The following is a 26,688-nucleotide window of genomic DNA, read 5'->3' as shown; positions in this document are numbered from 1 at the left end:
TTATTTTGTTAGACTTTGATGTTGATATGCAGGAATTTGCAAATATAAAGGTAGTTGGTTGTGGCGGTGGCGGAAGCAACGCTGTAAATAGAATGATTGTTGAAGGATTAAAGAATGTTGAGTTTATAACAATAAATACTGATAAGCAAGCACTTATGCTTTCTCATGCGAACCAAAAAATTCAAATTGGTGAGAAGCTAACTAAGGGTTTAGGAGCAGGTGCCAATCCTGAAATAGGAAAAAAGGCTGCTGAGGAAAGTAAGGACGAGATAGCTGAATCTATAAAGGGTTCAGACATGGTATTTATCACTGCTGGAATGGGTGGTGGAACAGGAACAGGAGCAGCTCCAGTGGTTGCAGAAATCGCTAAATCTATGGGTATACTTACAGTAGGTGTAGTAACAAAACCTTTCCCTTTTGAAGGAAGGAGAAGAATGAAACATGCTGAAATGGGTATAGAAAGCTTGAAGCAAAGAGTTGATACTCTTGTAACTATACCTAATGAAAGACTACTTACTATGGTAGATAAGAAAACTACATTGTTAGATTCTTTCAAGTTAGCAGATGATGTTTTAAGACAAGGTGTACAAGGTATATCTGACTTAATAACAATCCCTGGTTTAGTTAACTTAGACTTTGCAGACGTCAGAGCTGTAATGGTAGATAAGGGATTAGCTCACATGGGCGTAGGACATGGTAGTGGCGATAATAGAGCTCAAGAGGCTGCAAAACAAGCTATATCATCACCTCTTCTTGAAACTTCTATAGTAGGTGCTACAGGAGTATTATTAAATGTTACTGGTGGCGCAGATTTAGGTTTGTTAGAAATTAATGAAGCTGCTGAAATTGTTCAAGAAGCTGCAGATCCAGATGCAAATATCATATTTGGTGCTGTAATAGATGAAAATCTTAAGGATGAAATAAGAATTACTGTTATTGCTACAGGTTTCGAAAAGATTTCTAGAGATGTTGAACCTCCAAAAGAGGATAATGCCACTGTAGCTGAAGCAAATCCTTCAAAGGAAGAAGCAGCAGCAACTGTTACTAACACTCAAAGTTTTGGTGATGAGCTAGACATACCAGCATTTTTAAGAAGAACAAAAAGATAGTATATATAATTAGTTTTGAGAGTTTCTTTTAGTGGTCTATTTATAGAACTTAGATAATTTAGATACATAATAAAGAAATACTTAAATAAGACATGCTTTGGCATGTCTTATTTTTTTTAGTTTTCATAAGTTAAATCTAAAATCTTGCAAAAGAATATTAACTAGCATGTCTTTTTTTATAAATCCATATGAAAGCTAAGCCTCTAGAAGGTTTAATAAAAAAGCTTGTATTTTCGTAGAAAATTATATTTTAGATAAAGTTGCGGATAATTATCAGTGGACTACTTGAAAGTATTATAGAAGAGAAAATGAAAAAATTATGATCAATATACTCATTATGATATAACTCATATGACTAAAAAACATATAATGCGATATTTATAGAAAAAATGACTTACGGTGGGAGTTCTTAACAGGTTTGAAAGAGTGCAGATTTCTAAGGAAAATCACTAGATAAATTTGATTTATAGGGGTATTTATGTATATGAATGATACTGTGAATCACTTGAAAAAGAAAAATAACAAAATATATGGAATAAATTGTAAAATATAACCATATAAAAAAAATTACTAGTCATTACATTATGACAAAATTTTAGAAAACTTAGTTTTATAATGTTTTTGAGGAGTGAGTTTATGAAGGTATATGTAGATGTGATCTTAGTTGAAAATTTTATAATCAATCTATTTCTCATTACAGTAACTTTCCAGACTATAAGAGTTAAATTTTCGTTTTCTAGAGCAGCATTAGGAAGTATTGTAGGTGCCTTCTATACATTACTATATTTCTTTCCGAGTCTAAGTTTAGCTGTTTCTTTGCCTATTAGAGTAGTATTTCCTTTAATTATGTTGTACATAACTTTAGGGAAATTTAGATTGTCAGTTTTAATAAAAAGTACGGGGATTTTTCTTCTTTGGTCAATTCTACTTTGTGGCTTTATATTTGCCTTTTCACTTATGAATAATCCATACGATTTTTCTTCAGCTTTTAAGCTTAATAATATCTATTTAAAGTATATGCTGATTGCCTTTATGATTATTTATGTTTTTGCTTACAGAGCCATAATTTTTATTAGGGATAGAAAGATAATAACTGATTTCTTTTATGAAATTGAATTCTCTGATAACTGTAACGACTATAGGATAAAAGCATTTTTAGATTCTGGAAATGAGCTTACAGAGCCAGCTACTACCTTACCAGTAATACTTATTAACAAAAATTATTTAGAAGGCTTTAATGAAGAAGGTAAGAATTCCTTTGTTGTACCATATAAGGTTATAAACGGAGGTAAGGGCAGTTTAGAAGGCTTTAGAATAAATCAAGTAAGATTATATAAGGATAACAAACTACTTTCCACTAAGGATGCAGTTATATGCTTATGTAAAGATCAGTTTAGTCCATATGATGATTATGGTGCGCTATTATCTAGAGGAGTATTATAGAGGGGTGTTATTTGCATGATTAATATTAGCGTTTTGATTAACAGAGTTTTAACTAAAATGAAGTTGTTTGTAAAGAATATATATTATGTTGGGGGGAACGATGCGCTTCCACCACCATTGACTAAAGAAGAAGAAGAAAACCTAGTTCTTAAACTTATTGCTGGAGACAATTCAATAAGAAGTATACTTATTGAAAGGAATCTTAGGTTAGTAGTGTATATAGCAAGAAAATTTGAAAATACAGGAGTTGGGGTCGAGGATTTAATCTCAGTTGGCACCATAGGACTTATAAAGGCTGTTAATACCTTCAATCCTGAAAAGAAGATTAAACTAGCTACATATGCATCTAGATGTATTGAAAATGAAATACTTATGTATTTAAGGCGTAATAGTAAAGTGAAAGCAGAGATTTCTTTTTATGAACCTCTAAATATTGATTGGGATGGAAATGAGCTTCTTCTATCTGATATTTTAGGGACTGACAATGATATAGTATATAATCTTATTGAAGATGAGGTTGATAAACAACTACTTTTTATGGCAATGAAAAACTTAAGTGAAAGAGAAAAAGAAATTGTAAAGCTAAGATTTGGACTCTATGGTGCAAGAGAAAAAACTCAAAAAGAAGTTGCAGATATGTTAGGCATATCACAGTCCTATATTTCTAGGCTTGAAAAGAAGATAATTAAAAGGCTTAAGAAGGAAATTAATAGGATGGTATAATGTTTTTGGTTAATCTTCTCTTAGTGTATAGAATAGTTATCTTAAATTATACTCCTATAAAAATAAAAAAAATTTTTTATTTTTGTAAGTCCGCAATCTTAGGATTATAGCAATTCTTGGTTAATTGACAGCTGCTTTGACTTGATTATAAATTATTACAATCGTATAAAAAAAGCCCCCATAGGAAATAATTTTTAATGCAGTAGTTTTTATTACTAATAAGGGGTTGATTACACATGATAATCAATAAAGTCGAAATATGCGGAGTCAATACCTCTAAACTTCCTGTCTTGAGGGAAAAAGAGATGAAGGCATTACTCATTCAGATGAAGGAAGGCCAAAAGGGAGCTAGAGAGAAATTTATTAATGGAAATCTAAGATTAGTTTTAAGTGTTATTCAAAGATTTAATAATAGAGGCGAAAATGTAGATGATTTGTTTCAGGTAGGATGTATTGGATTGATGAAAGCTATAGATAACTTTGATTTATCTCAAAACGTAAAGTTTTCTACATATGCAGTCCCAATGATAATAGGTGAGATAAGACGTTATTTGAGAGATAATAATGCTATAAGAGTAAGTAGATCATTGAGGGATATAGCATATCGAGCATTACTTGTAAGAGATAAACTAGTTAATGATAATAATAAAGAGCCTACTATATCGCAAATAGCAAAAGAATTAAAAATACCTAGAGAAGAAGTAGTATTTGCTTTGGATGCTATACAAGATCCGGTTTCCTTATTTGAACCAATTTATCATGATGGAGGGGATGCCATTTTCGTAATGGATCAAATCTCAGATAGCAAAAATCAAGATGATAATTGGTTAGAAAATATATCTATAAAGGAAGCTATGAAAAAACTAAATGATAGAGAAAAGCTCATACTTACACTTAGATTTTTTAATGGAAGAACTCAAATGGAAGTAGCTGATGAGATAGGAATATCACAAGCACAGGTATCAAGATTAGAGAAAACTGCATTGAAGCATATGAGAAAATATGTTTAGAGCTCATTTGAGCTCTATTTTTACTGTTAAAAATCTCTTACATAATGTAGATTACCAATATAGTATGACTTTTTACTCAGTAGTCATTTTTTTAGATACTAATCATTTTATCAAAGACTATTTCATATATTTTTATATGGAGGGATGTAAGATGGAGTTAAGTATGCATTCGTTAAACAATTTGAGGGTAATGGAGGTAGTTGATGTAAATCTTGGTGCCAAATTAGGGTATATAAGAGATTTAAAAATTGATTGTGATGAAAGTAGGATAGTATCAATACTTATACCGGTTCAGAAGAATAATTGGTTTGGAAAAATGGACATGCTAGAAATTCCATGGGAAGACGTTGTAAAGATAGGTGTAGATGTTATATTGGTTGATAGTAAAGAAAAAACAGTATCTGATATGTAGAAAAATTACTGATTAATGTGTATAATATAAATAATTATAAGTATTACAAGTTTTTCTATAAATCAATGAATATGTGAAAAAATTTAATTTAAGAAATCATACTAAGTAGATTAAGACAGTTGCGTTTAGGAAAGGACGTGAAAAATTTGAGATGTCCATACTGCTCATACGAAGAAAGTAAGGTTGTAGATTCAAGATCAACTGAAGACTATACTGCTATCAGACGTAGAAGGGAATGCTTAAAATGTGGTAAAAGATATACTACTTATGAGAAGGTTGAAGACATTCCAACTTTGGTTATAAAGAAGGATTCTACCAGAGAAAACTTTAACAAGGAAAAGTTAATAAATGGCTTAATAAAGGCATGTCAAAAAAGGCCAGTATCAAGAAGGCAAATAGAGGACATAGCTGATGATATAGAGAAGACTATAAGCAATAAGATGCTTACTGAAGTCAGCACTGACTACATAGGTGAGATGGTAATGGATAGATTGAAGAATATTGATGAAGTATCCTATGTTAGATTTGCATCAGTATATAGACAGTTTAAAGATATAAATACATTTATGGAAGAAATAAAAAATTTAATGGGATTATCAGAAGAACTACATAAAAAGTAGTTCTTTTTAACTGTATAGGAAAACTTATTAGCATATAGAGTAGAAAGAAAACTTATAAAACGGTCTGAGATTCTTCATATACCTTCAGAAAAGGCAGGTGCGCAAAAAAAGTTTGGAGAATCTGTGCTACATATTTAAAGACAAGATTAACCATTGGCATAAGTTTAGAAAGGAACGCATTGGCAACAAAATTATTAGCTAAATATGTAAAGTACTGTTATTTAACTGTTAAATGTTAGTTAAAATAACTTTGCTTTTGTTTGATTTATGTAATGTTAATGTTAAAATTATAATTGTATAAATGTTAAGTTTAAATATAGGTATATTATTTAAATAATTTATATTGTTAAAGCATGGCGTTGAAATTGTGGTTTTGCACATGCGATGCTTTGACTAGCTTATGTAAAGATATTTGTACATATTAATATAATAATGCAAAGGAATTGATTTATGAATAGAGTAATGTTAAATAATCTAGAAGTTATGATTCATGAAGATTCATTTATTAAGATGGGAGTAACTACTGCCTTAAATAAAACAAATTTTAAGTTTGATACAGAAGAAGGAAAAAGTAACTTAAAACTTCTTAAAGAAAGCTTAGGAGTAAACAGGATTTCCTATCTTAAGCAGATCCATAGTGACAAGATAATTGTTGCTGATAATAGTAACGAATTAAGTGGTCTGATTGAAGGTGATGCACTGATAACTTCTTGTGGGGACACATTAATTGGAGTTTTTACTGCAGATTGTGTTCCAGTATTAATATATGATATTAATATGAAAGTTATTGCCGCTGTTCATAGTGGTTGGAAGGGAACCTACAATTCTATAGTGATGAAGACCGTTGAAACCATGATAAATGATTTTCAGTGCACAGCTAATTCTATTAAAGTCTTCATAGGACCACACATTAAACAGTGCTGTTATGAAGTTAGTGAAGAGCTTATAGATAAATTTAAAGCGGAAAAGTTATATTCGGATAAAAACATAAATAGTGGCAGATATTTAAGTCTTGAAAAGTGTATAGAAGCACAATTAATTAACATAGGAGTTGATAAAGCTAATATATTAAGAAGTGATCTATGTACCTTATGCGAGGAAAAAGTAAATCTACATTCTTATAGAAAAGACGGGGAGCATTCTGGAAGAATGTTTACCTATATTTATTTTAAATAATGGAGGAACATTATGGCTGATGAAAAAATTCTTATAGTGGATGATGAAGAACATATAGTTGAACTTATAAAATTCAACTTAGAGAATGCAGGGTATAAAATAATAACTGCATACAATGGTATTGATGCAATAAAGCTGGCAAAGTCAGAACATCCACGTCTAGTACTTCTTGATTTAATGCTTCCTGGATTAGATGGATTTGATGTTTGCAAAGAAATAAGAAGAGACTCTTTAACTGCTAATATTCCAATAATAATGACTACAGCAAAGGGAGAAGAGTTAGATAAGATACTGGGGTTAGAATTAGGCGCAGATGATTATATAACAAAACCATTTTCCATCAGAGAGCTTGTAGCAAGAGTAAAAGCTGTGTTAAGAAGAACTGTGAGTACTCCATCCTTTGAAAAATCCTTTAATCTAGGTAATCTAACTATCGATTTTTTAAAGCATGATGTGTTAAGAAATGGTGAAAAGATTGACTTAACCTTAAAAGAATTTGAACTTTTGGAAACTTTGGTTCAAAACAGAGGTAAGGTACTTACTAGAGACATGCTTTTAGATAAGATTTGGGGGTACGAATATATTGGAGAAACAAGAACTGTTGACGTTCATATAAGACATCTTAGAAAGAAAATCGAAGATGATGACAAAAATCCTAGATATATAGAGACAATAAGAGGAATAGGATATAGATTTTCTAGCGGGGAATAAGATATGAAGAAAAAAATAATGTTTTCTGTAATTATTACAATAATATTTTCATTAGTTGTAGTAACATCTTCATTTATTGCCATATCTAATTATCAGTATTTGGAAAATTCAAAAGCAAACTTGAAGCATTATAATGATTTACTGGCTACGTTAATATTAAGTAATGATTCAGATAAGATAAGCAAGTTAAATCAAGTAAAAGCCTTAGATAGAGAAATTAGATTTACCTATATAAGCAAAACTGGAGTAGTGGAATTTGATACGGATAAAAAGTTAGAGGATCTTGACAATCATCTCACTAGAGTTGAGATAGCAGCAGCAATAAAGACTGGAGAGGGCTCCAGTGTTAGATATAGTAAAAGTTTAAATAAGAACTTGGTATATTATGCTACTAAACTTGATGATGGAAGTATTGTAAGAACTTCTATTCCTCTAGACAACGTTAAAATATTTCAAGATACCAATATCAAATACTATATAGTGACCTTAGTATTTGTATTGATTTTATCTGTAGTATTATCTTTAAAGCTTACAAGGTTTATAGTTGATCCTGTAAAAGAATTAGAGTTTATAACTGCTAGGATAGCAAGAGGTGAACTGGATCGTAGGGTAAGGGTAAGCTCAATAGATGAGCTTGGAAGTCTAGGTATGACATTTAATGAGATGGCAGATAAGCTGGAGTCTACAATGGATGAGTTAATTGATAAGCAAAACAGGCTTGAAGCTATTCTTAAGAGTATGGATAGTGGAGTTATAGCCGTGGATAGACTCCATAAGGTTATAATGATAAATCCATATGCAAAAAAGATTTTTGGTATCGATAAGGATATCATCGGAGAAACCCTTATGGACCATATAAGAGATTTTGAGTTTGACAATGTTTTTGAGAATGCAGATACCTATAAGGAAATCAAAATCATATGGCCAGAAGAGAAAGAGCTAAGGATAAGAACTGCTGAGATCATAAATGGAACTGAACACATAGGAACCGTTGCTGTGGTTCAGGATATTACAGATATAAAGAAGCTTGAGAATATGAGATCACAGTTTGTTGCTAATGTATCTCATGAGTTAAAAACACCGCTTACATCGATTAAGGGGTTTGCGGAAACTCTAAAGTATGTAGAAGATGAGAATAATAGAGAAAAATTCCTAAATATTATAAACGAAGAGGCTGAAAGACTAACAAGACTCATTAATGATATTCTTACATTATCCAATATTGAGCAAAATATAGAATGCATTAAGAAGAGGTTTAATGGTGACAGGATAATTGAAGATGTTTATACTCTTATGAGGATAGAAGCTGAAAAGAAAAATATAAATCTTACAGTGGATTTGAAAAATAAGCTTGATTTATTAGGTGATCCTGATAGATTTAAGCAGATGATGATAAATCTTATAGATAATGCTATAAAGTACTCTGAAGATGGAGATACGGTGTTAATAACTTCGAAAAATAAAGATGAGGTTGTTACCTATACCGTAGAAGATACTGGTATAGGAATTCCTAAGAAGGATATTAATAGGTTGTTTGAAAGATTCTATAGAGTAGATAAGGCAAGATCAAGATCTAAAGGCGGTACAGGGCTTGGGCTTGCTATAGTAAAGCATATAATAAAAACCTTCAACGGAACCATTGATGTAGATAGTCAGCTTGGCATAGGAACTAAGTTTACTATTAAGTTAAAAGGTATAAGAGAATAATTAGAGTAGGGAGCACACAAAAAGCTTACAGGTTAGCTTTTTGTGTGCTTTTTCGTTACACCTTCACAAGTTGTATTGGTGCCTCTTTAAATACTAAAATTCAAAGTTACATGATTTTACCTATACTTAACATAGCTTCATATTAGCTTAATAAAAATTAATCAGAGCTTAATATTGTTTATGTAAAATGTAGATTGTACTATTGAGCCTATAAGCTATTAAAGATGCACCGCTTCGATACAGAATCTATTATCAAAAGTACTCTGGTTTATGAGAGGAGAAATTGAAAATATAAATTTGATTACGAAGTAGTTCATCTTCACAATGCTTAAAAGACAAAAGAATAATCAATTAAAACTTGAAGGAGAGTATTTTCATGAAAAAGAGGAAGATATCAATCAAAATCGTAACAGCTATTAGTCTTTTCCTTATATTATTCACCGTAGTCACAAATTTCTGCATCTATAGGATAGAAAGTAATAAGATAATGAAATCAAATTATGACAATATGAAAATCATAACTAGTGAGATAGGTAATAGCTTTAGGTCTTCCATTGCATATCAGATTGAAAATTTAAAAAGTGTAAGTAAGGAGAGTGTAGTTGCTGACTACTACAGCAATAACTTAAGCGAAGAGAAGCAAAAGACTCTAAGTGATAGGTTAAAGAAGGTTTCTTCAAACTATGATGAGGCAATCTTTGTTACAGACAAGAATGGAGTAATAAAAGCAAGTTCAAATGATCAATATACAGGTCTATCACTATCTTCAAAAAGCTATTTTAAAGATACTACAGGAGGTAAAGAAGGAATAGGATCTGTAGAAAGCTCAGTAATAACAGGCAAATTTATTGTTTACTTTCTAGTACCAGTAGAAGATCAATATGGCACAATAGTAGGAGCAGTAGGTAAAGTATTGGATAGCAGCTATTTTTCAGAAAGATTTAATAGTTTTAAATTTTTAAATACAGGCTATGTATTTATGATAGATAGTTCAAAGAAATTAGTATATCATCCTGATTTACATAAAATAAACAAGCCTATAATGATAAAGGAAATTGCAAATCTGTTAAAAGATTCTCAATACATAACTAAGAGCAATAGCGATGTTAAGGCTTATGAGGAAAATGGAAAGTCAATGGTAGCTGAGACGCTTACTATACCAGAACTTAAGATGATGGTGGTACTTACCGCTGACAAAAGTGAAATCCTTGAGGCTTCAACTTACATGGGTAAACTACTAATAATATTTGGAATAGTTGAACAAGCTATTTTAATTCCTTTGATTTTAGTAATGATAAACTCAGTTTTAAAACCACTTAAGAGACTCACAAGCAATACAAAGCAGATATCGGAAGGTGATCTGACAGTTTTAAGTAAAGTTGATAGCAAGGATGAACTTGGAGAATTATCAAGAAATTTTGATTTTATGATAGGAAACATAAAAATATTGATAAATGAAATAAAAGGTTCTGCCAACGATCTTTTAAATATAAATGAATGTTTTTCAGTGGTTCAACAGGAAAATCATGAAGGTATGACTTTTATAAAAGAGTCATCACAGGTGATGGTGGATGAAACCAGAAACATAGATGAAGCAATTAAATGGTGTATTGAGGGTTTTGAAAGGTATGAGGAAAAATTAAATGCCATTAATGTTAAGTCAGAAAAGATGTTTAAGCATGCTAATTCAATAAGAACTGTTAATAGTGAGGGAATGGAATCAATTTATGAACTTAGAGATATAGGAAATAGCGCAGGCAAAAACTTTAATGCCATAAATGACAGCATTAAAAAACTAATAACAAATTTAAACAGTATAAATACTATTGCAAAAGGAGTAACTAATATATCAAATCAAACTAATATTCTTTCATTGAATGCATCTATAGAAGCAGCAAAGGCTGGGGAGTTTGGAAAAAGCTTTTCTGTTGTCGCAGAAGAAATAGGCAAGCTGTCTAACTCTATTGAAAGTGAAATGAAATCTATAAATAATCTTATAAAAGTTATCAATAATAATATAAATGAGACAACTGAAAGTATGGATGAATTAAATAAGTTCTTTAATTTGCAAGTAGATGTATTAAATGTAAGTGTAGATAAATTTAACACAATAATAAAGAGCACAGACAAGATTATAGGTTATATTCAGGAAGTTAATTCAAATATAACTACAATTAATAGTGAAAAGAATGAAATGAATAAAAGATTATCAGATGTTAACACTACTTTTGAGGAATTTAACAAAGGTATTGAAGAAGTATCAGCTTCCGTTAACAAACAGTATGAGGATTCTGCAATGTTGGATGAAATAAAAAACTCCATGAATCACACAGTATCAAATCTTCAAAGCTCTATATCAAATTTCAAAATTGATTAATTAGAATTATATAAATTATGCGTTTGTTAAATTAAATTTACATTTATATATTATTACTTAACAAACAGCTAATACTTACTTAACTTTAGGAAACTATAATTTGATATGTAAGGTAAATAAATAACAACTAAGAAAAAATAGTAAATAAAATTTGGAGGTTATCAAATATGAATAAAAGAAGTTTAAAATTTGGTGTAATAGCTTTAGCATTAACGATGGTTACAGCGTCATTTGTAGGATGTGCTTCAAAGAGTGATGATAAGGCAAGTACTAACAATAATGATAAGAAACAAGAAACTACTGTTGCAGGTTCAATAACATTATCTGGATCAACTGCGCTTCAGCCATTAGCAGATAAAGCAGGAGCAAACTTCACAGCTAAGAATAAAGATGCAGTAATAAATGTACAAGGTGGAGGAAGCGGAACAGGATTAACTCAAGTGCTACAAGGTGCTGTTGAAATAGGAAACTCAGATGTAACTGCTGAAGAAAAGTTAAAACCAGAAGAAGCTAGCCAATTAGTAGATCATAAGGTTGCAGCTATAGGTTTTGCTTTAACAGTGAGCAAGGATGTCCCGGTAACTTCATTAACTAAGGCTCAAATAGCAGATATATTCTCAGGAAAGACTACAAACTGGAAGGATATAGATGGAAAAACTGATCTTCCAATAACTGTTGTTCACAGACCAGCTTCTTCAGGAACAAGAGCAACTTTTATAAAGACAGTTTTAGATAAGAAGAAAGAACTTGAAAATGATAAGATTGGTGTTACTCAAGATGCCAACGGTTCAGTTAAGACAGCTCTAGAAAGCACAAAGGGATCAATCAGCTATGTTGCTCTTTCATACTTGCTAGATGCAGAAGCTAAGAAGTCTTTAAAGACAATAGCAATTGATGGTGTTGAACCAACAAAAGAAAACATAACTTCAGGAAAATATATATTCTGGTCATGGGAACATATGTATACAAAGGGTGAAGCTAAGGATTTAGCTAAAGCGTATATAGATTATGTTATGAGTGATGACAACAAGAAAACAGCTAGTGATCTTGGATTTATAACAGTTGGAGAAATGAAGGTTCAATAGTCAAGGTAATGACTTTTAAGGCTGGCTTAATGCCAGTCTTAAGCTGTTTAGAAAGAAAAGTTACAGTTTTGTGTAGTAATTGGTTTATTTGTAAAAAGTTTTTGGCTTAAAAATATACAAATTTAAATAAATATTATGAGGGAAGAGTTATGGAGAAAAGAAGTTTTTGGCAAAAAATGAAATCTGAATATATAGGCAGAGGCTTTGCTGTATGCTGTGGACTATTTATAGTGGTTTTGACTCTATCCATTATATTTTTTATAGCTTCAAAGGGAATTTCTACGTTCACAAAAGATGGATACTCAGTTTTTAAGTTTTTATTTAGCACAGACTGGTCTCCAAATTCGGATGTACCAAGATTTGGTGCTTTAACACTTATTTTAGGTTCGACAGCAGTTTCTATAGGAGCTGTAATTGTTAGTACTCCTATAGCAATATCACTTGCAATTTTTATGAATATGATATCAACTAAATACGGTAAAAAGTTACTTCAACCAGCTTTAGAATTATTTGTTGGTATTCCTTCTGTAGTTTATGGTTGGATTGGATTAAGCGTTCTTGTACCAATAATAAGAAATAGCTTTGGAGGAGATGGCTCTAGCCTTTTAGCCGGTATTTTAGTTTTAAGCGTTATGGTTTTGCCTACTATAGCATCTTTAGCTTCCGATGCAATAAAAACTATACCACAGGACTATATTGAAGCAGCTTATGGACTAGGTTCTACAAGATGGCAGACAATTTATAAGGTTGTCGTACCAGCTGCAAAGGGAGGAATACTTACAGGTATTGTTCTTGGGCTTGCAAGAGCCTTTGGAGAAGCACTAGCAGTACAAATGGTTATAGGTAACACCTTAAAGTTACCAAGCAGCCTATTAAAGTCTACTACAACCTTAACAAGTGTTCTTACTATGGATATGGCAAATACTGCCTTTGGCTCAGCTTGGAATGATGCCCTATGGTCATTAGCTTTAATATTGTTAATAATATCATTTATATTTATAGTTATTGTTAGAAAAATCGGAAATAGAGGTGAAGCATAATGAAGGCAAAAACCGTAGATAAGATAGCAACTACCATATTATATTTAATCTCTTTATCAATTGTTTTGCTTCTAGCAGCCTTCTTATTGTATATTATATATAAGGGTGCTGGAAAGATAAGTATTGACTTCTTATTTGGTAAGTCAAAGAGCGGAGAAGCTGGAGGAGGTATAGGGCCTCAACTGTTTAACTCCTTTTACATGTTGATCGTATCTCTTATTATAACCGTTCCTATAGGACTTGGTGCAGGGATTTACCTTTCTGAGTACGCAGGACAAGGAAGATTTGTAAACTTCTTAAGATTATGTATTGAAACTATGTCTTCACTTCCATCAATAGTAGTTGGTCTTTTTGGACTTTTAGTTTTTGTTACTCTTTTAGGATGGAAATACTCTGTTTTAGCTGGTGCTTTATCCGTTAGTATATTGAATCTTCCATCTATGACTAGAGTAAGTGAAAATGCCATAAGGGAAGCTTCAAAAAAGGTTAAAGAAGCAAGCATTGGACTTGGAGCTACAAAGTTTCAAACTATAAGAAAGATTACACTTCCATATGCAATGCCTCAAATACTAACTGGAATAATATTAGCTGCAGGTAGAATATTTGGTGAGGCAGCTGCATTCCTATATACAGCTGGTATGAGTGCACCTTTGTTTAAATTTAATAGATTTTCTCTTTTCGGCATGAGTTCTGCAGATAAATTGTCGGCTTTTGATTTATTTAGACCAGCAGAAACCCTTGCAGTTCATATATGGAAGCTAAAATCAGAGGGCTCAGTTCCAGATGCTACTGCAATAGCCAATGGTGCTTCAGCAGTATTGATAATAATGGTATTATTGTTCAACATAATTTCTAGAATAGTGGGAAATGCACTTTATAAGTCTTATAGTGGTAAGTAGGAGGATATAACATGTCAATAATTTCAACGAATAAATTAAATTTATATTATGGAAGCACTCATGCGCTTAAGGATATAAGCCTTGATATAGATCAAAATTCAGTTACAGCGCTTATCGGACCTTCAGGTTGTGGTAAGTCAACATTTTTAAGAACTTTGAATAGAATGAATGATCTGATAGATTCAGTTAAGATTGAGGGAGAGGTTCTGTTCGAAGGGAAAAATATATATAGTGATTACGATGAAATAGAATTAAGAAAGAGAGTAGGTATGGTGTTCCAAAAGCCTAATCCATTTCCTATGTCTATTTATGATAACATAGCCTATGGCCCAAGAATTCATGGTATAAAGAATAAGGCTAAGCTTGATGAGATAATAGAGAAGAGTCTTAAAGGCGCAGCCCTATGGGATGAGGTAAAGGACAGACTTAAGAAGAGTGCATTAGGCTTATCTGGAGGTCAGCAGCAAAGACTTTGCATAGCTAGAACCTTAGCAGTAGAACCAGAAGTTCTTTTAATGGATGAACCAACTTCCGCTCTTGATCCTATCTCAACGAATAAAATAGAAGAATTAATGGATACACTAAAAAAGACATATACTGTTATAATAGTTACTCATAATATGCAGCAAGCTGGAAGAATAGCTGACAACACAGCATTTTTCTTAACTGGAGAAGTAGTAGAGTATGGAAAGACAGATGATATATTCTACAAACCAAGGGACAAGAGAACAGAAGATTATATAACAGGTAGATTCGGTTAAAAAACTTTATGAGGTGATATAAATGACAAGAACATCTTTCGATTATGGTTTACAACTATTGCACGATGATTTAGTAAAAATGGGTAGTATAGTAGAAAAACAAATACACGGTTCAGTTGAGTCTTTGGTAAACCAAGATGTAGAACTAGCGGAGAAGATAATAAAAGGTGATGATCTAGTAGATGATCTTCAAAGAGAGATTGAAGACAAATGTATAAAGCTTATTGGTAGAGAGCAGCCTTTAGCTAAGGATTTGAGGAATATATTTACTACTACTAAGATAGTAACAGATCTTGAGAGAATGGCTGACCATGCGGTTGATATAGCTAAGATAACAAGAAGACTTAAAGACGAGAAGTATATTAAAAAACTAATAGACATACCTAAGATAGCAACAGTTGTACAAGAAATGATTAAACTATCTATTGACGCATATATAGAAGGTGATTCAGATAGAGCATACGAAATATGTAAGATGGATGATGAAGTAGACGCTATTTATAAAAAAATATTTACAGAATTATTAGCTTATATGGACGATCATCACGAGACAGTAGCTCAAGCAAGTCAATTATTATTTGTATGTAAGTACTTAGAAAGAATAGCTGACCACGTTACTAATATCTGCGAATGGACTATCTATCTTGTTACTGGAAACTTTGTAGACTTAAATGAATAAATAGGGTATTATAATAAGGTAAATGCAATCAACTAGAGAGTGAATGAGATTTTATTTAATATGTTAATAATATTAGATATAAAAATAGCTTGAAATCATTAAGGATTCAGGCTATTTTTTACTGTTAAGGAAAGTATAAAGCTTCTTTCTAGCTAAACCTACTAAATTTTTAGTGCTTATGACAGCTATTTATGGTAAACAGTAAAAAAGTATGTAACTTGTCAAAATTTCTTAACATACGTTCATAAAAGGCAGATGTGCAAAATTGTGAAATTTTTATTTAATATTGATATTTAACTATATAAAGGTAAGGTGCCACCGTTAATTGTTGACTACTAAAGTCGAATAGGGTATATTACATATTGAAGTATTTTTCAGGAGTGAATAAAATGAAAAACAAAATTGTAAAGATTCTTCCTGGTGGAATTGCAGAAGAATTAGGAATTGAAGTTGGAGATTATCTTATTTCAATAAATGAAACAGAAGTTAATGATGTTATAGACTACAAGTTCTTAATGGCAGAAGAGTATTTAGATGTAGAAGTAGAAAAACCAGACGGTGAAGTTTGGGTTTATGAGATAGAAAAAGAATATGATGAGGATTTAGGGGTAGAGTTTGAGGCATCTATAATGGATAAAGCTAAAAGCTGTTCTAACAAATGCATATTCTGTTTTATAGATCAATTACCTAATGGCATGAGAGATACTTTATATTTTAAGGATGATGACTCAAGACTTTCATTTCTTCAAGGTAACTTTGTAACCTTAACAAATATGAAAGATTGTGATATTGATAGAATAATAAGGTATAGAATTAGTCCTATAAATGTATCTGTGCATACAACTAATCCTGAGCTGAGAGTAAAGATGCTTAACAATAGATTTGCAGGTAATATCTATGATAGGCTCAAGAGACTTGCTGAGGCAGGTATAGAGATGAATGCTCAAATAGTTGTTGTGCCAGGGGTTAATAATGGTGAGGAGCTAAAGAAGACCATATTAGATCTTTATGCCTTATATCCATCTATTCAGAATGTGGCTGCGGTTCCTATTGGAATAACTAAGCACAGAGAAGGCCTTGCAAAGCTTGATATTTTTGATGGAGACAGCGCAAGAAAAGAAATAGAAATGGTAGAGGAACTCCAAGATAGATTTGTAAAAGAGATTGGAACACCTTTTGTGAGACTTTCTGATGAGTTTTATGTTTTAAGTGATTACGAGATACCACATGAGGACTTTTATGATGGATATCATCAAATAGAAGATGGTGTGGGTGTAATAAGAATGCTTAGAAATACAATTTCTAGAGATATTACAGAGCTAAAGAGCAATATAACAGGCCATTTCGCTATTGCTACAGGCGTTTCTGCCTATGAGGAAGTAAAAAAAGTAGCAGATAGCATTATGAATAAAAATAAAAATATAAAAATTGATGTTTATAAAGTTATAAATCATTTCTTTGGAGAAACTATTACAGTAAATGGACTTTTAACTGGTAAAGATATTATAAATCAGCTAAAAGATGATCTTAAGGCCCCATATCTCCTAATGGCTGACAATATGTTCAGAAAAGGTTATGAGTTGGGAAGCGTAGAAGATAAGATAATGCTTGATGATCTAAGGATAAAAGATGTTGAAGAGCAGTTAGATGTGAAAGTCATTGTATGTGATTACACTGGAGAAGACTTGATAGAAATTATAAACGCATATTGTGAGGAGGAATAAACATGGGAAAGCCAATAGTTGCTATAGTTGGACGTCCTAATGTAGGAAAGTCTACATTGTTTAATAAGCTAGCAGGAAGAAGAATATCTATAGTACAAGATACACCAGGAGTTACTAGAGATAGAGTTTATGCAGAAGCAGAGTGGCTAAGCTACAAATTTACTATGATAGATACAGGTGGTATTGAGCCTGAAAGCGAAGATGTTATAGTAAAGCAAATGAGAAGACAGGCGCAGATGGCCATAGAAACTGCTGATGTTATAGTATTTATCGTTGATGGTAAAGAAGGACTTACAGCAGCAGATGGAGAAGTTGCTCAAATGCTTAGAAAGAGCAAAAAGCCAGTTGTTCTTGTAGTAAATAAGATAGATTCCTTAAAAGATGAACCAAATGCTTTTGAGTTCTATAATCTTGGTATAGGTGAACCTATAACAATATCAGCTACACAAGGTCTTGCTCTTGGAGATATGCTTGATAGAGTGGTAGAGCACTTTAAAGAACTTGGAACTGAAGATGAAGAAGATGAATATGTAAGAATAGCTATGGTTGGTAAGCCAAACGTAGGTAAATCATCTCTTATAAACAAATTATTAGGTGAAGAAAGAGTAATAGTTAGTGACGTTCCAGGAACTACTAGAGACTCTATAGATAGCTATGTTGAAACTAAGGAAGGTAAGTTTATATTAGTGGATACAGCTGGTCTTAGAAGAAAGAGCAAAGTTAAAGAGGAGATTGAAAGATACAGCGTAATAAGAACTTATGCTGCAATTGAAAGAGCCGATGTTGTTATACTTATGCTAGATGCTCAAGAGGGAGTTACAGATCAAGATGAAAAAATCATAGGTTTTGCTCACGAAATGAACAAGGCTATAATGGTTATAGTTAATAAGTGGGATCTTGTAGAAAAAGATGATAAGACAATGATTAAATATCAAAAGGATATTCAAGCAAATCTTAACTTCTTATCATATGCTCCATACTTATTTATATCAGCACTTACAGGTCAAAGAGTACACAAGGTACTAGAAATCGCTAAGGGCTGCTATGATAACTACTCAAAGAGAATATCAACAGGTATATTAAATGATGTTATAAATAAAGCAGTACTTATGAAGGAACCTCCAGTAGTTGGTCTTAAGAGACTTAAGATCTACTATGCTACTCAGGTTGCTAACAAACCACCTAAATTTATATTCTTTGTAAATGACAGTAATGCACTGCATTTTTCTTACGGAAGATACCTAGAAAATCAGCTTAGAGAGAGTTTTGATTTCAAGGGAACAGGAATAGAAATAGAGTATAGAGAAAGGAAGGAATAAGTATGAATAAGGTGACTTTTTTAGGAGGAGGAAGCTTTGGTACAGCTTTGTCTATCCTACTAGCTAAAAAGGGTGTAACAGTATCTATCTGGGACAGAGATAAAGAGGTTGTTGACGAGATTAACAACGAAAGAAAAAATGATAGATACATCAAGGATTTACACATTCCTGAAAATGTCACTGCTTATTACGATTTAGATGATGCTTTAAAAGGTACTGAATGTTTAGTACTTGCAGTTCCATCACATGTTATAAGAAATGCTTGCAAATCATTAAAAGGAAAACTTCCTGAAGATATAATTGTTGTAAGTATAGCAAAAGGAATTGAGGAAGGTACTGATTTAAGGTTATCAGAAGTAATAGAGCAGGAGCTTAATAATCCAATAGTAGTTTTATCTGGACCTTCTCATGCAGAAGAAGTTGCCTTAGAGTACCCAACTACTTTAGTAGCAAGCTCTAGAAATATGGCTTGTGCTGAAAAAGTACAGGACTTATTTATGGCTCCCCACCTAAGAATCTATACAAATGATGATCTAGTAGGAGTAGAAATAGGTGGAGCAGTAAAGAACATCATAGCCTTAGCAGCAGGAGTTTGTGATGGAATAGGCTATGGAGACAATGCTAAAGCAGCACTGATGACTAGAGGTATGAAGGAAATCAGTAGAGTGGGCTTAGAGCTTGGAGGAAAGATGGAGACCTTCTTCGGACTTACAGGAATGGGAGATCTTATCGTAACTTGCACTAGCATGCACTCAAGAAACAGGAGAGCCGGCATACTTATAGGTCAAGGAAAAAGTCTAGCAGAAGCAGAGAAAGAAGTGGGAATGGTAGTTGAAGGTGTGAAAGCTTGCAGAGCCTTCTACGAACTAAAAGAAAAGCTAAAGGTTGAAATGCCTATAACAGATATTCTACATAGAATTCTTTTTGATGGACTAAACCCACAAGAAGCAGTTAGCGGACTTATGGAAAGAAACAAAAAGGCTGAGAGTTATTAATCTATAATAACCGTATATTAAAGGGTTATTGAAATTAAGTGTGCAATCTTCAGATATTTGAATGAGCTTATGCAAAATATTAATATAATATATAAAAAAACACTAAACTATTTATATTGTTTGGTGTTTTTTGTTTTTTACTATTGACTATAACCATACAGTATATTTTATATTGCGTTATGATGTGATCTATATGAGAATTAATGAAGTTATGAAGGTTTTAATGATATTGTTAATGAAAATTATGAAAAGTGGAGCGTCTATAATTAGGATGCTTCACTTTTTTACTGTTAAGGAAAGCATGAAACTCATCGCTATCTAAACCTAGCAGCATCAAGTATTTAGGATAGATATTGGGGTAAACAGTAAAAAAACATGTCACTTGCCCAATGTCATTAAGTTAAGAAATAAATATTATAGTTATGGAACAGAGTATGTTTACAAATACATACCTGTTCTTTTTTGTGTGCCCAGCATGGGCAACAACTTGGCGGTGAAAGTCCGCTGTGGGCTTGGTAGTGGGAACCACTAGCTAAGGGCAAGGGTGTCCATCGTGAGGTGGAATCTGAAGGAAGCCTAAGGCAAAATCTCGGTCTGAGGGATACGAACTACATATAAGGCTTACTAGGGACGGACGAGTTTGCAAAACAAAACAAAGTCCTACACTATCCCAAATTTCTAGGAGTAAATGTAGCAGATATATGAGATGAAGGTTGTTGTTCTTACCTGGGGAGGTCTGATAGATACATTGCTGATAAGATGAATTTCTAAAGCGATAACCTACATAGTGATATGTAATTGAACTATCAGAAGTCAGCAGAAGTCATAGTAACTCCGCTAATCGCGATAGCGGATGAAGGACTGAACTTTAAGGAGGTTTTCAAGTTTGAAAGTTTCGCAGAGTACTCAAAGATTGCAGAAAACTAAATATTTAGGCTCTAGTGCCCAAGATAGAGTGGAACTCGAAGATAAGCAAAGAGTGCATAGAGAATTCTCGGCAACTCCAAAGGAGAAAATCAGTGGATTTGAATATGGCTCACTAGAAAGGATATTATCCAAGGATAATATGAACTTGGCTCTTAAAAGAGTAATATCTAATAAAGGTAGCCATGGCGTGGACGGAATGACAGTTTATGAACTTAAACAATTTCTGAAAACAAACTGGGTATCTATTAGAGAGTATTCTTAATGGTGAGTATAGACCAATGCCAGTTAGAAGAGTAGAAATACCAAAACCTAATGGTGGTACTAGACTCTTAGGTATACCTACAGTTTTGGATAGACTTATCCAACAAGCTATTGCTCAAGAATTAAATAGTATCTATGATAGAAGATTTTCTGAAAGTAGCTTTGGTTTCCGCCCTCAAAGAGGTGCTAAAGACGCAATTAAGAAAGCAGAGCAATATATCAATGATGGCTATAGGTGGGTTGTTGATATGGACTTAGAGAAATTCTTTGATAAGGTTAACCATGATATCTTAATGTATAAATTATCAAGAAGCATTAAGGATAAGAGAGTATTATCCCTAATAAGGAAATACCTTCAGTCAGGAATAATGATAAATGGTGTAGTGGTAAGAAATGAAGAAGGAACTCCACAAGGAGGACCGTTGAGTCCATTGTTATCTAACATAATGCTAGATGAACTAGATAAAGAGTTAGAAATGAGAGGTCATAAATTCTGTCGCTACGCGGACGACTGTAATATCTATGTTAAAAGTGAGAGAGCAGGTAAAAGAGTCATGGAGAACATAACTGCTTTTATTGAAGGCAAGCTCAAACTTAAAGTAAATAGACAGAAGAGTGCAGTAGATAGACCTTGGAGAAGAAAATTTCTAGGATTTACATTAAACCTAATGTATGGAAAAGCATATGCATCTATATCAAAGCAATCACTGAGTCGACATAAAGATAAAATCAAAGAGATACTATCTAGGTCAAAACCGATGACTTTGGAACAAAGAATAGAGAAGCTTAACTTAATTAATGTTGGGTGGATTAACTATTATGGAATAGCCAAATGCAAAGGAATAGTAGAACACATAGATATTTGGATAAGGCAAAGATTAAGAATGTGTATATGGAAACAGTGGAAGAAAGTTAGAACTAGATATAAAAACCTTAAGAAGCTGGGACTTGAACACTATCAAGCTATAAAGTTTGCCAATACCCGTAAAGGATACTGGCGAGTAGCAAATAGTGCGATTTTAAACACAACTCTTACAAATCAATTCTTCTCGGACATAGGATTGAAAAGCCTAGTGCGTCAATATATTAAAATTCAATCAACTTAAGGAACCGCCGTGTACCAGACCGGTACGCACGGTGGTGTGAGAGGACGCTGAATAAAATAATTATTCAGCTCCTACTCGATTATAACAATTTACGTATAATAATTTTTATCAAAACATTAGAAAAAGCTTGACAAATAGTTAGAAAAATGTGGCGAAGCCCCTTAAATATAATGTTTTTTAGGAGGTTCGCTCATGAACGAATATGCAGATTTTATAAAGAATAAATTAGATACGGTATTAAAGGAAATGCATGAATACTCATGGTTATTTGTCAACGACCCCGATAAGGATTTCACTAGAAATCGAAAATTGAATTTCAAAGAGATGCTAAATATTTTACTTTCTATTGGAGGCAGTAGCTTAAATCTTGAGCTTCTAAAATACTTTTCGTATGATACTGAATCAGCCACTTGCTCCGCGTTCGTTCAGCGGCCGCAAAAGATTCTCCCTGAAGCACTTAACTATCTTTTTAGTAAGTTTACATCATTAGCAGTAAGCCCTAAATATTATGATGGCTATCGATTATTGGCAGTTGATGGTTCAGATTTATGTATTGCACATAATCCTAAAGATGAAAAAAATCATTTTCAAGCTACTGAAAATTCAAAAGGATATAACCTTCTTCACTTAAATGCTATGTATGATTTATGTAGTAGAACATATATGGATGCAGTTATTCAATCAGGTAGAGAAGAAAATGAATTTCAGGCATTAATTGACATGGTAGATCGCTCTAATATTAATGATAAAACTATAATAATAGCCGACCGTGGATACGAAAGTTATAATGTCTTTGAACATATCATAAAGAAAAATTGGAATTATGTTATAAGAGTTAAAGATATACATAGTAATGGAATAGTATCAGGTATATCTATACCTAATGATGAAACATTTGATATAGAGCATAGTATTTTGCTGACTAGACGTCAAACTAAGGATATAAAGGCACATCCTGAAAAATATAAGTTTATGCCTGCTAATCAAAGGTTTGATTATCTTCCGGTTAAAGATAAAGGAACCTATCCAGTAAACTTTAGAGTTGTTCGATTTCCAATATCAGACAACACTTACGAAGTTATTATTACTAATCTTAGCAAAGAAGAGTTTTCAATAGAGAAGCTTAAAGAAATATACCACATGCGTTGGGGCATTGAGACATCATTTAGAGAATTGAAGTATGCCATTGGGTTAACAAGTTTTCATTCTAAAAAGGCGGACTACATCATACAAGAGATATTTGCAAGACTTACCATGTATAACTTTTGCGAAATAATAACAACACAGGTAGTTGTACAACAGAAAAACAGAAAATACAGCTATCAGGTTAATTTCACTATGGCCATAGCAGTTTGTATGCAATATTTCAGATGTATCAATGTAGCTTCACCGCCTAATGTTGAAGCACTAATTAAAAGAAATATATTACCTGTTCGAAATGGCAGAAAAGACCCTCGCAAAGTCAAAACCAAATCGGCAGTTAGCTTCATATATAGAGTAGCATAAATTTATGCTAATATAAATTTTTTTTTGCAGAGATTTAACTCTGTCTTATTTGCATGCAAAAAAATATACAATATAAAAGAGAAAAGCCAATTGAAAGCATATACACTTTCAATTGACTTTAATTTTGCTGTGGCAAAACATTAACTTAATGACATTGGTCACTTGCCAGTACTTTTTCATGTATGACTTGCTCTTATAGTATGGTATGTAAAATATATACAAATATTAGCTTTTCATATATAATAAACTTAGTTTTATATGAGTTTCTAATGAAATCTATAAATTAATTAAGATATTATGGATAGTGAAAATGATTGTTAGATCATTGTAATGATAGTTTTAGCATAATTTGGAGGATATAAGAGTGAATTTAATAGGTATAAGCTTAATTACAAAAGATGTCCTTGCTTTGACAGATTTTTATTCTGAAGTTCTTGGTGTTAGGTTTGAAGGAAATTCTACTCATATGGAGAGTAGTGGTGAAAGAGTAAGTTTATCCATATTTTCTGAGCAGAGTATGGAGCAATTATCTCCAGGTTCTATGTTTGATTATGGTAGTGGAAATACTGTAATAAACTTTGAGGTGAAAAATGTGGATGAGGAATATGAAAAGCTAAGAAAGACAGATATTGAATTTATTAAATTACCAACAACTCATCCATGGGGAGCTAGATCCATGTGGTTTAGAGATCTGGACGGTAATATAGTTAATTTTGTTACTAGGGCAAAAAATTGATAAATTTACATTAATAAATCTGTAAGAAGGTGGAATATGCAAAATGTAATTTCTAATGAAGTTTATACGAAAAAGAAAAGACTATTCTTCTTGGACAACCTTAAGATATTTCTTACTATACTTGTTATAGTTCATCATGTTGGTCAAGCTTATGGACATACAGGTGGCTTCTGGGAGTATAAGAGCAGTTTACATGAAAATATAAATGCTTTAGGTTACTTTTTTGCTGTAAATGCAGGCTTTTTCATGGGACTATTTTTTATGATTTCAGGATATTTTGTGCCAGGTTCTTATGATAAAAAGGGAAGAAGTTGGTTTGTAAAAGATAGATTAATAAGACTTGGCATACCGGCCTTATTTGTATTTTTTACTATTCAGCCTGCTGAGATGTACTTCTATAACGTTAATTATGTTGCAAACAAGCCATCGGGATTCTTTAGTTATTACTTCACTAGATACCTAGGTTTTGGCAAAGATATGAGTTTTGGACACTTATGGTTTGCTGAAAACCTTCTGTTTTTTACGTTGGTGTACGTACTCTTTAGAGTTATAATACCTAAGTTTAGAATTAAAAGCGATAATAATATAAATATACTATCTTTTATATTTATTACAGGACTAAGCATAGCGCTTATATCTCTAGTAGTGCGTATATGGTATCCCATAGATAAATGGATTGGAGTATTTTTCATAATTCAATCTGAAGTTGCTCATCTACCTCAATACGTAATTTTGTTTGTAGTAGGAATAATCTCTTATAGAAAGAACTTGTTTTTAAAACTTGGCAATAAAACCGGATATTTTTGTATCGTAATTGCTGTCATAATGGCTATGATAGTTCACTTACATTTCCTTATTCCGTCAGTTATTATTAACTTCATATTTGACAAATGGGCCATATATGAATCTTTCATGGCTGTATTTATATGCTGGGGCTTAATATTCTTTTTTAGACAATTTCTTAATCATACTTCAAAGTTTGTTAGTAAAATTGCAGAGACTAGCTTCGCTGCTTATATCTTTCATTTTCCAATAGTCCTTGCAGTGCAATTTAGTTTGGATAAAGTTAATATATATGGGGCTGTAGGAAAGTTTTTTACAGTGAGCATAATCTCTATAATAGCTACCTTCTTACTAAGTTATCTCATAAGGAAAATCCCATATGTGAATAGAGTTATATAGACTAGTTTCAATATAGGTATAGAAAGAGTTTAGATTTTTGTAGAATGAATAGGTGATTTATTAGTGAGCATATTGCAGAAGATCATAACTCAAGCAAGGTCTTTAAATTTCTTGGAATAGCTGAGTACCATTGGTTTATTCCAAGTAGGTTTACTTTGTGTTTTAATTCTGATGATAAATTATTTAAAGGATGTCCCTCTAATAAAAGGTTAGTTTCTTCTTCTGTAAAAGATATATTTTCAATTATATTGTCTTTTTGAGTGTGATTCATAGGACATATGATCTGACATTTTAGACAGTCGTATAGAGTGTGGTGGGATTGTACTGGTATCCAAGCTGGGAATTCACCAGGGACTTCATTTATGAAGGATAAGCATTTTGTATTGTCTATTAAAAATCTATCTTTCCTTATAGCGCCAGTAGGACAGTTATTAATGCATAAAGAACAATTGGTGCAGGCTTTGGCGTTTTGCAGCTCTCCCCAAGTATCTTCTTCACATAGTAGATCTGTGAAATATGCCTTATATGAAAAATTGCTGCCTAAACCATTTATATAGGTTATATTGTTTCTGCCATAACAGGCTAGACCGCTGTGAACAGCTAATCTTTTAAGAGGGAGATTTTTTGCCTCAACTATAGAACAGTTATTTTCTTCAGTATATCTCTTAATGTAAGCTTCTGTTGTATTAAAATCAGAGACTACTAAACTTAAAAAAGTTTTCTCCACTCCTTCTTTAGTGAATTTAACCTTTGCATAGAAAGGATGCTGTATGGCAACAAGAATTATAGAATTAACCTGAAAAGGTTGTTTTGGTATGTCTAGTTGATATAATTCATTTACTATCCACTTCTGAAAATCATTGAGATCCTCATTAGCTTTAAAATCATTGAAGATGTTCTCTAAATCTTCTAGGTGAATTGATGGAATGATTTTTAAGCTGTCTCCATTTTCTATGGCTATTCGTTCTAAATTATCTTTCATATTACTCCTCCATTTTATTTTTAAATTTATATTTTATCTTTGTTAAAGTGATGTATTGAAATTAAGAGGCCATTCATCCGTTGCTTTAATAACCACTTAATTTTAATAATATTCTTAAACATAACTTACATTTTTAGGTTATTCTCTCAGAGAGTGAGAAGATCTAAAAGTAGACTTTGGATAGAAGCTGCACATATT

General features: G+C 32.2%; 24 protein-coding genes. 23 read left to right on the top strand and 1 reads right to left on the bottom strand.

What is annotated here, in order from left to right:
* The first annotated feature begins 5 nt into the window (after positions 1-5).
* From ftsZ to C1I91_RS19920, 23 genes are all read left to right on the top strand, one after another.
* The gene (gene ftsZ, locus C1I91_RS20030) at positions 6-1,109 is read left to right on the top strand and encodes a cell division protein FtsZ (protein WP_128214458.1); all 1,104 of its coding nucleotides are present in this window, start codon (positions 6-8) and stop codon (positions 1,107-1,109) included.
* 636 nt (positions 1,110-1,745) lie between these two features.
* The gene (locus C1I91_RS20025; RefSeq protein WP_164880600.1) at positions 1,746-2,552 is read left to right on the top strand and encodes a sigma-E processing peptidase SpoIIGA; all 807 of its coding nucleotides are present in this window, start codon (positions 1,746-1,748) and stop codon (positions 2,550-2,552) included.
* A 15-nt stretch (positions 2,553-2,567) separates the two neighbouring features.
* A complete protein-coding gene (gene sigE / locus C1I91_RS20020) occupies positions 2,568-3,275 on the top strand; it encodes an RNA polymerase sporulation sigma factor SigE (RefSeq protein WP_128214456.1) in 708 nt (235 codons plus the stop codon).
* Positions 3,276-3,511: 236 nt separating this feature from the next.
* Positions 3,512-4,285 carry an RNA polymerase sporulation sigma factor SigG gene (gene sigG, locus C1I91_RS20015; protein WP_128214455.1) on the top strand — a complete coding sequence of 258 codons (774 nt, stop codon included), beginning with the start codon at positions 3,512-3,514 and terminating at the stop codon, positions 4,283-4,285.
* 151 nt (positions 4,286-4,436) lie between these two features.
* Positions 4,437-4,697, top strand: a complete 261-nt coding sequence (locus C1I91_RS20010) for a YlmC/YmxH family sporulation protein (protein ID WP_128214454.1) — start codon at positions 4,437-4,439, stop codon at positions 4,695-4,697.
* A 146-nt stretch (positions 4,698-4,843) separates the two neighbouring features.
* Positions 4,844-5,317, top strand: a complete 474-nt coding sequence (gene nrdR / locus C1I91_RS20005) for a transcriptional regulator NrdR (RefSeq protein WP_128216053.1) — start codon at positions 4,844-4,846, stop codon at positions 5,315-5,317.
* A 450-nt stretch (positions 5,318-5,767) separates the two neighbouring features.
* A complete protein-coding gene (pgeF, locus tag C1I91_RS20000; protein ID WP_128214453.1) occupies positions 5,768-6,493 on the top strand; it encodes a peptidoglycan editing factor PgeF in 726 nt (241 codons plus the stop codon).
* Between the two features lie 12 nt (positions 6,494-6,505).
* Positions 6,506-7,204 (top strand): response regulator transcription factor, encoded by a 699-nt coding sequence (locus C1I91_RS19995; protein WP_128214452.1) that lies wholly within the window; start codon positions 6,506-6,508, stop codon positions 7,202-7,204.
* Positions 7,205-7,207: 3 nt separating this feature from the next.
* Positions 7,208-8,911, top strand: a complete 1,704-nt coding sequence (pnpS, locus tag C1I91_RS19990; RefSeq protein ID WP_128214451.1) for a two-component system histidine kinase PnpS — start codon at positions 7,208-7,210, stop codon at positions 8,909-8,911.
* Between the two features lie 376 nt (positions 8,912-9,287).
* Complete coding sequence (locus tag C1I91_RS19985) at positions 9,288-11,288, top strand: methyl-accepting chemotaxis protein (protein WP_128214450.1); 2,001 nt, start codon at positions 9,288-9,290, stop codon at positions 11,286-11,288.
* 167 nt (positions 11,289-11,455) lie between these two features.
* A complete protein-coding gene (locus C1I91_RS19980; RefSeq protein WP_128214449.1) occupies positions 11,456-12,373 on the top strand; it encodes a phosphate ABC transporter substrate-binding protein in 918 nt (305 codons plus the stop codon).
* A 149-nt stretch (positions 12,374-12,522) separates the two neighbouring features.
* A complete protein-coding gene (gene pstC / locus C1I91_RS19975; protein WP_128214448.1) occupies positions 12,523-13,413 on the top strand; it encodes a phosphate ABC transporter permease subunit PstC in 891 nt (296 codons plus the stop codon).
* Complete coding sequence (gene pstA / locus C1I91_RS19970) at positions 13,413-14,312, top strand: phosphate ABC transporter permease PstA (protein ID WP_128214447.1); 900 nt, start codon at positions 13,413-13,415, stop codon at positions 14,310-14,312. The genes pstC and pstA overlap by 1 nt, the downstream gene beginning before the upstream one ends.
* A gap of 11 nt (positions 14,313-14,323) precedes the next feature.
* Entirely contained in the window at positions 14,324-15,073 is a 750-nt protein-coding gene (gene pstB / locus C1I91_RS19965) for a phosphate ABC transporter ATP-binding protein PstB (protein ID WP_128214446.1), read from the top strand.
* Between the two features lie 22 nt (positions 15,074-15,095).
* Positions 15,096-15,752, top strand: a complete 657-nt coding sequence (gene phoU / locus C1I91_RS19960) for a phosphate signaling complex protein PhoU (RefSeq protein WP_128214445.1) — start codon at positions 15,096-15,098, stop codon at positions 15,750-15,752.
* Between the two features lie 389 nt (positions 15,753-16,141).
* Positions 16,142-17,476 carry a DUF512 domain-containing protein gene (locus tag C1I91_RS19955; RefSeq protein WP_128214444.1) on the top strand — a complete coding sequence of 445 codons (1,335 nt, stop codon included), beginning with the start codon at positions 16,142-16,144 and terminating at the stop codon, positions 17,474-17,476.
* Between the two features lie 2 nt (positions 17,477-17,478).
* Positions 17,479-18,795 (top strand): ribosome biogenesis GTPase Der, encoded by a 1,317-nt coding sequence (gene der, locus C1I91_RS19950; RefSeq protein WP_128214443.1) that lies wholly within the window; start codon positions 17,479-17,481, stop codon positions 18,793-18,795.
* Positions 18,796-18,797: 2 nt separating this feature from the next.
* Positions 18,798-19,790, top strand: coding sequence for an NAD(P)H-dependent glycerol-3-phosphate dehydrogenase (locus tag C1I91_RS19945; protein WP_128214442.1), 993 nt, complete (start codon positions 18,798-18,800; stop codon positions 19,788-19,790).
* Between the two features lie 886 nt (positions 19,791-20,676).
* Positions 20,677-20,979 (top strand): hypothetical protein, encoded by a 303-nt coding sequence (locus C1I91_RS29615; protein ID WP_338032566.1) that lies wholly within the window; start codon positions 20,677-20,679, stop codon positions 20,977-20,979.
* 16 nt (positions 20,980-20,995) lie between these two features.
* Positions 20,996-22,084: a group II intron reverse transcriptase/maturase gene (ltrA, locus tag C1I91_RS19935; protein ID WP_338032565.1), complete on the top strand. Its 1,089-nt coding sequence runs from the start codon at positions 20,996-20,998 to the stop codon at positions 22,082-22,084.
* Between the two features lie 192 nt (positions 22,085-22,276).
* Complete coding sequence (locus tag C1I91_RS19930; protein ID WP_128214441.1) at positions 22,277-23,590, top strand: IS4 family transposase; 1,314 nt, start codon at positions 22,277-22,279, stop codon at positions 23,588-23,590.
* A gap of 364 nt (positions 23,591-23,954) precedes the next feature.
* Complete coding sequence (locus C1I91_RS19925) at positions 23,955-24,326, top strand: VOC family protein (protein WP_164880599.1); 372 nt, start codon at positions 23,955-23,957, stop codon at positions 24,324-24,326.
* A 36-nt stretch (positions 24,327-24,362) separates the two neighbouring features.
* Positions 24,363-25,508 carry an acyltransferase family protein gene (locus tag C1I91_RS19920; RefSeq protein WP_128214439.1) on the top strand — a complete coding sequence of 382 codons (1,146 nt, stop codon included), beginning with the start codon at positions 24,363-24,365 and terminating at the stop codon, positions 25,506-25,508.
* An 82-nt stretch (positions 25,509-25,590) separates the two neighbouring features.
* On the opposite strand, the gene C1I91_RS19915 is transcribed toward C1I91_RS19920, so the two are convergent.
* Positions 25,591-26,490 carry a 4Fe-4S double cluster binding domain-containing protein gene (locus tag C1I91_RS19915; RefSeq protein ID WP_128214438.1) on the bottom strand — a complete coding sequence of 300 codons (900 nt, stop codon included), beginning with the start codon at positions 26,488-26,490 and terminating at the stop codon, positions 25,591-25,593.
* Positions 26,491-26,688 lie beyond the last annotated feature (198 nt).

Origin of the sequence: Clostridium manihotivorum (genome assembly GCF_004015185.1) — a bacterium.
GTDB lineage: Bacteria > Bacillota > Clostridia > Clostridiales > Clostridiaceae > Clostridium_AR > Clostridium_AR manihotivorum.
Note: the sequence above shows the minus strand (reverse complement) of the source record. Positions and strands in the feature narration are given on the sequence as shown.

Bases quoted from the DNA above. Each gene is read 5' to 3' on its own strand.
- C1I91_RS20010 (WP_128214454.1), top strand. From the start codon at position 4,437: ATGGAGTTAAGTATGCATTCGTTAAACAATTTGAGGGTAATGGAGGTA.
- pstB (WP_128214446.1), top strand. From the start codon at position 14,324: ATGTCAATAATTTCAACGAATAAATTAAATTTATATTATGGAAGCACT.
- C1I91_RS19920 (WP_128214439.1), top strand. From the start codon at position 24,363: ATGCAAAATGTAATTTCTAATGAAGTTTATACGAAAAAGAAAAGACTA.
- C1I91_RS20025 (WP_164880600.1), top strand. From the start codon at position 1,746: ATGAAGGTATATGTAGATGTGATCTTAGTTGAAAATTTTATAATCAAT.
- pnpS (WP_128214451.1), top strand. From the start codon at position 7,208: ATGAAGAAAAAAATAATGTTTTCTGTAATTATTACAATAATATTTTCA.
- C1I91_RS19955 (WP_128214444.1), top strand. From the start codon at position 16,142: ATGAAAAACAAAATTGTAAAGATTCTTCCTGGTGGAATTGCAGAAGAA.
- pstA (WP_128214447.1), top strand. From the start codon at position 13,413: ATGAAGGCAAAAACCGTAGATAAGATAGCAACTACCATATTATATTTA.
- C1I91_RS19930 (WP_128214441.1), top strand. From the start codon at position 22,277: ATGAACGAATATGCAGATTTTATAAAGAATAAATTAGATACGGTATTA.
- sigE (WP_128214456.1), top strand. From the start codon at position 2,568: ATGATTAATATTAGCGTTTTGATTAACAGAGTTTTAACTAAAATGAAG.
- pgeF (WP_128214453.1), top strand. From the start codon at position 5,768: ATGAATAGAGTAATGTTAAATAATCTAGAAGTTATGATTCATGAAGAT.
- C1I91_RS19915 (WP_128214438.1), bottom strand. From the start codon at position 26,490: ATGAAAGATAATTTAGAACGAATAGCCATAGAAAATGGAGACAGCTTA.
- C1I91_RS19985 (WP_128214450.1), top strand. From the start codon at position 9,288: ATGAAAAAGAGGAAGATATCAATCAAAATCGTAACAGCTATTAGTCTT.
- C1I91_RS19945 (WP_128214442.1), top strand. From the start codon at position 18,798: ATGAATAAGGTGACTTTTTTAGGAGGAGGAAGCTTTGGTACAGCTTTG.
- der (WP_128214443.1), top strand. From the start codon at position 17,479: ATGGGAAAGCCAATAGTTGCTATAGTTGGACGTCCTAATGTAGGAAAG.
- C1I91_RS19995 (WP_128214452.1), top strand. From the start codon at position 6,506: ATGGCTGATGAAAAAATTCTTATAGTGGATGATGAAGAACATATAGTT.
- phoU (WP_128214445.1), top strand. From the start codon at position 15,096: ATGACAAGAACATCTTTCGATTATGGTTTACAACTATTGCACGATGAT.
- pstC (WP_128214448.1), top strand. From the start codon at position 12,523: ATGGAGAAAAGAAGTTTTTGGCAAAAAATGAAATCTGAATATATAGGC.
- sigG (WP_128214455.1), top strand. From the start codon at position 3,512: ATGATAATCAATAAAGTCGAAATATGCGGAGTCAATACCTCTAAACTT.
- ltrA (WP_338032565.1), top strand. From the start codon at position 20,996: ATGCCAGTTAGAAGAGTAGAAATACCAAAACCTAATGGTGGTACTAGA.
- C1I91_RS19980 (WP_128214449.1), top strand. From the start codon at position 11,456: ATGAATAAAAGAAGTTTAAAATTTGGTGTAATAGCTTTAGCATTAACG.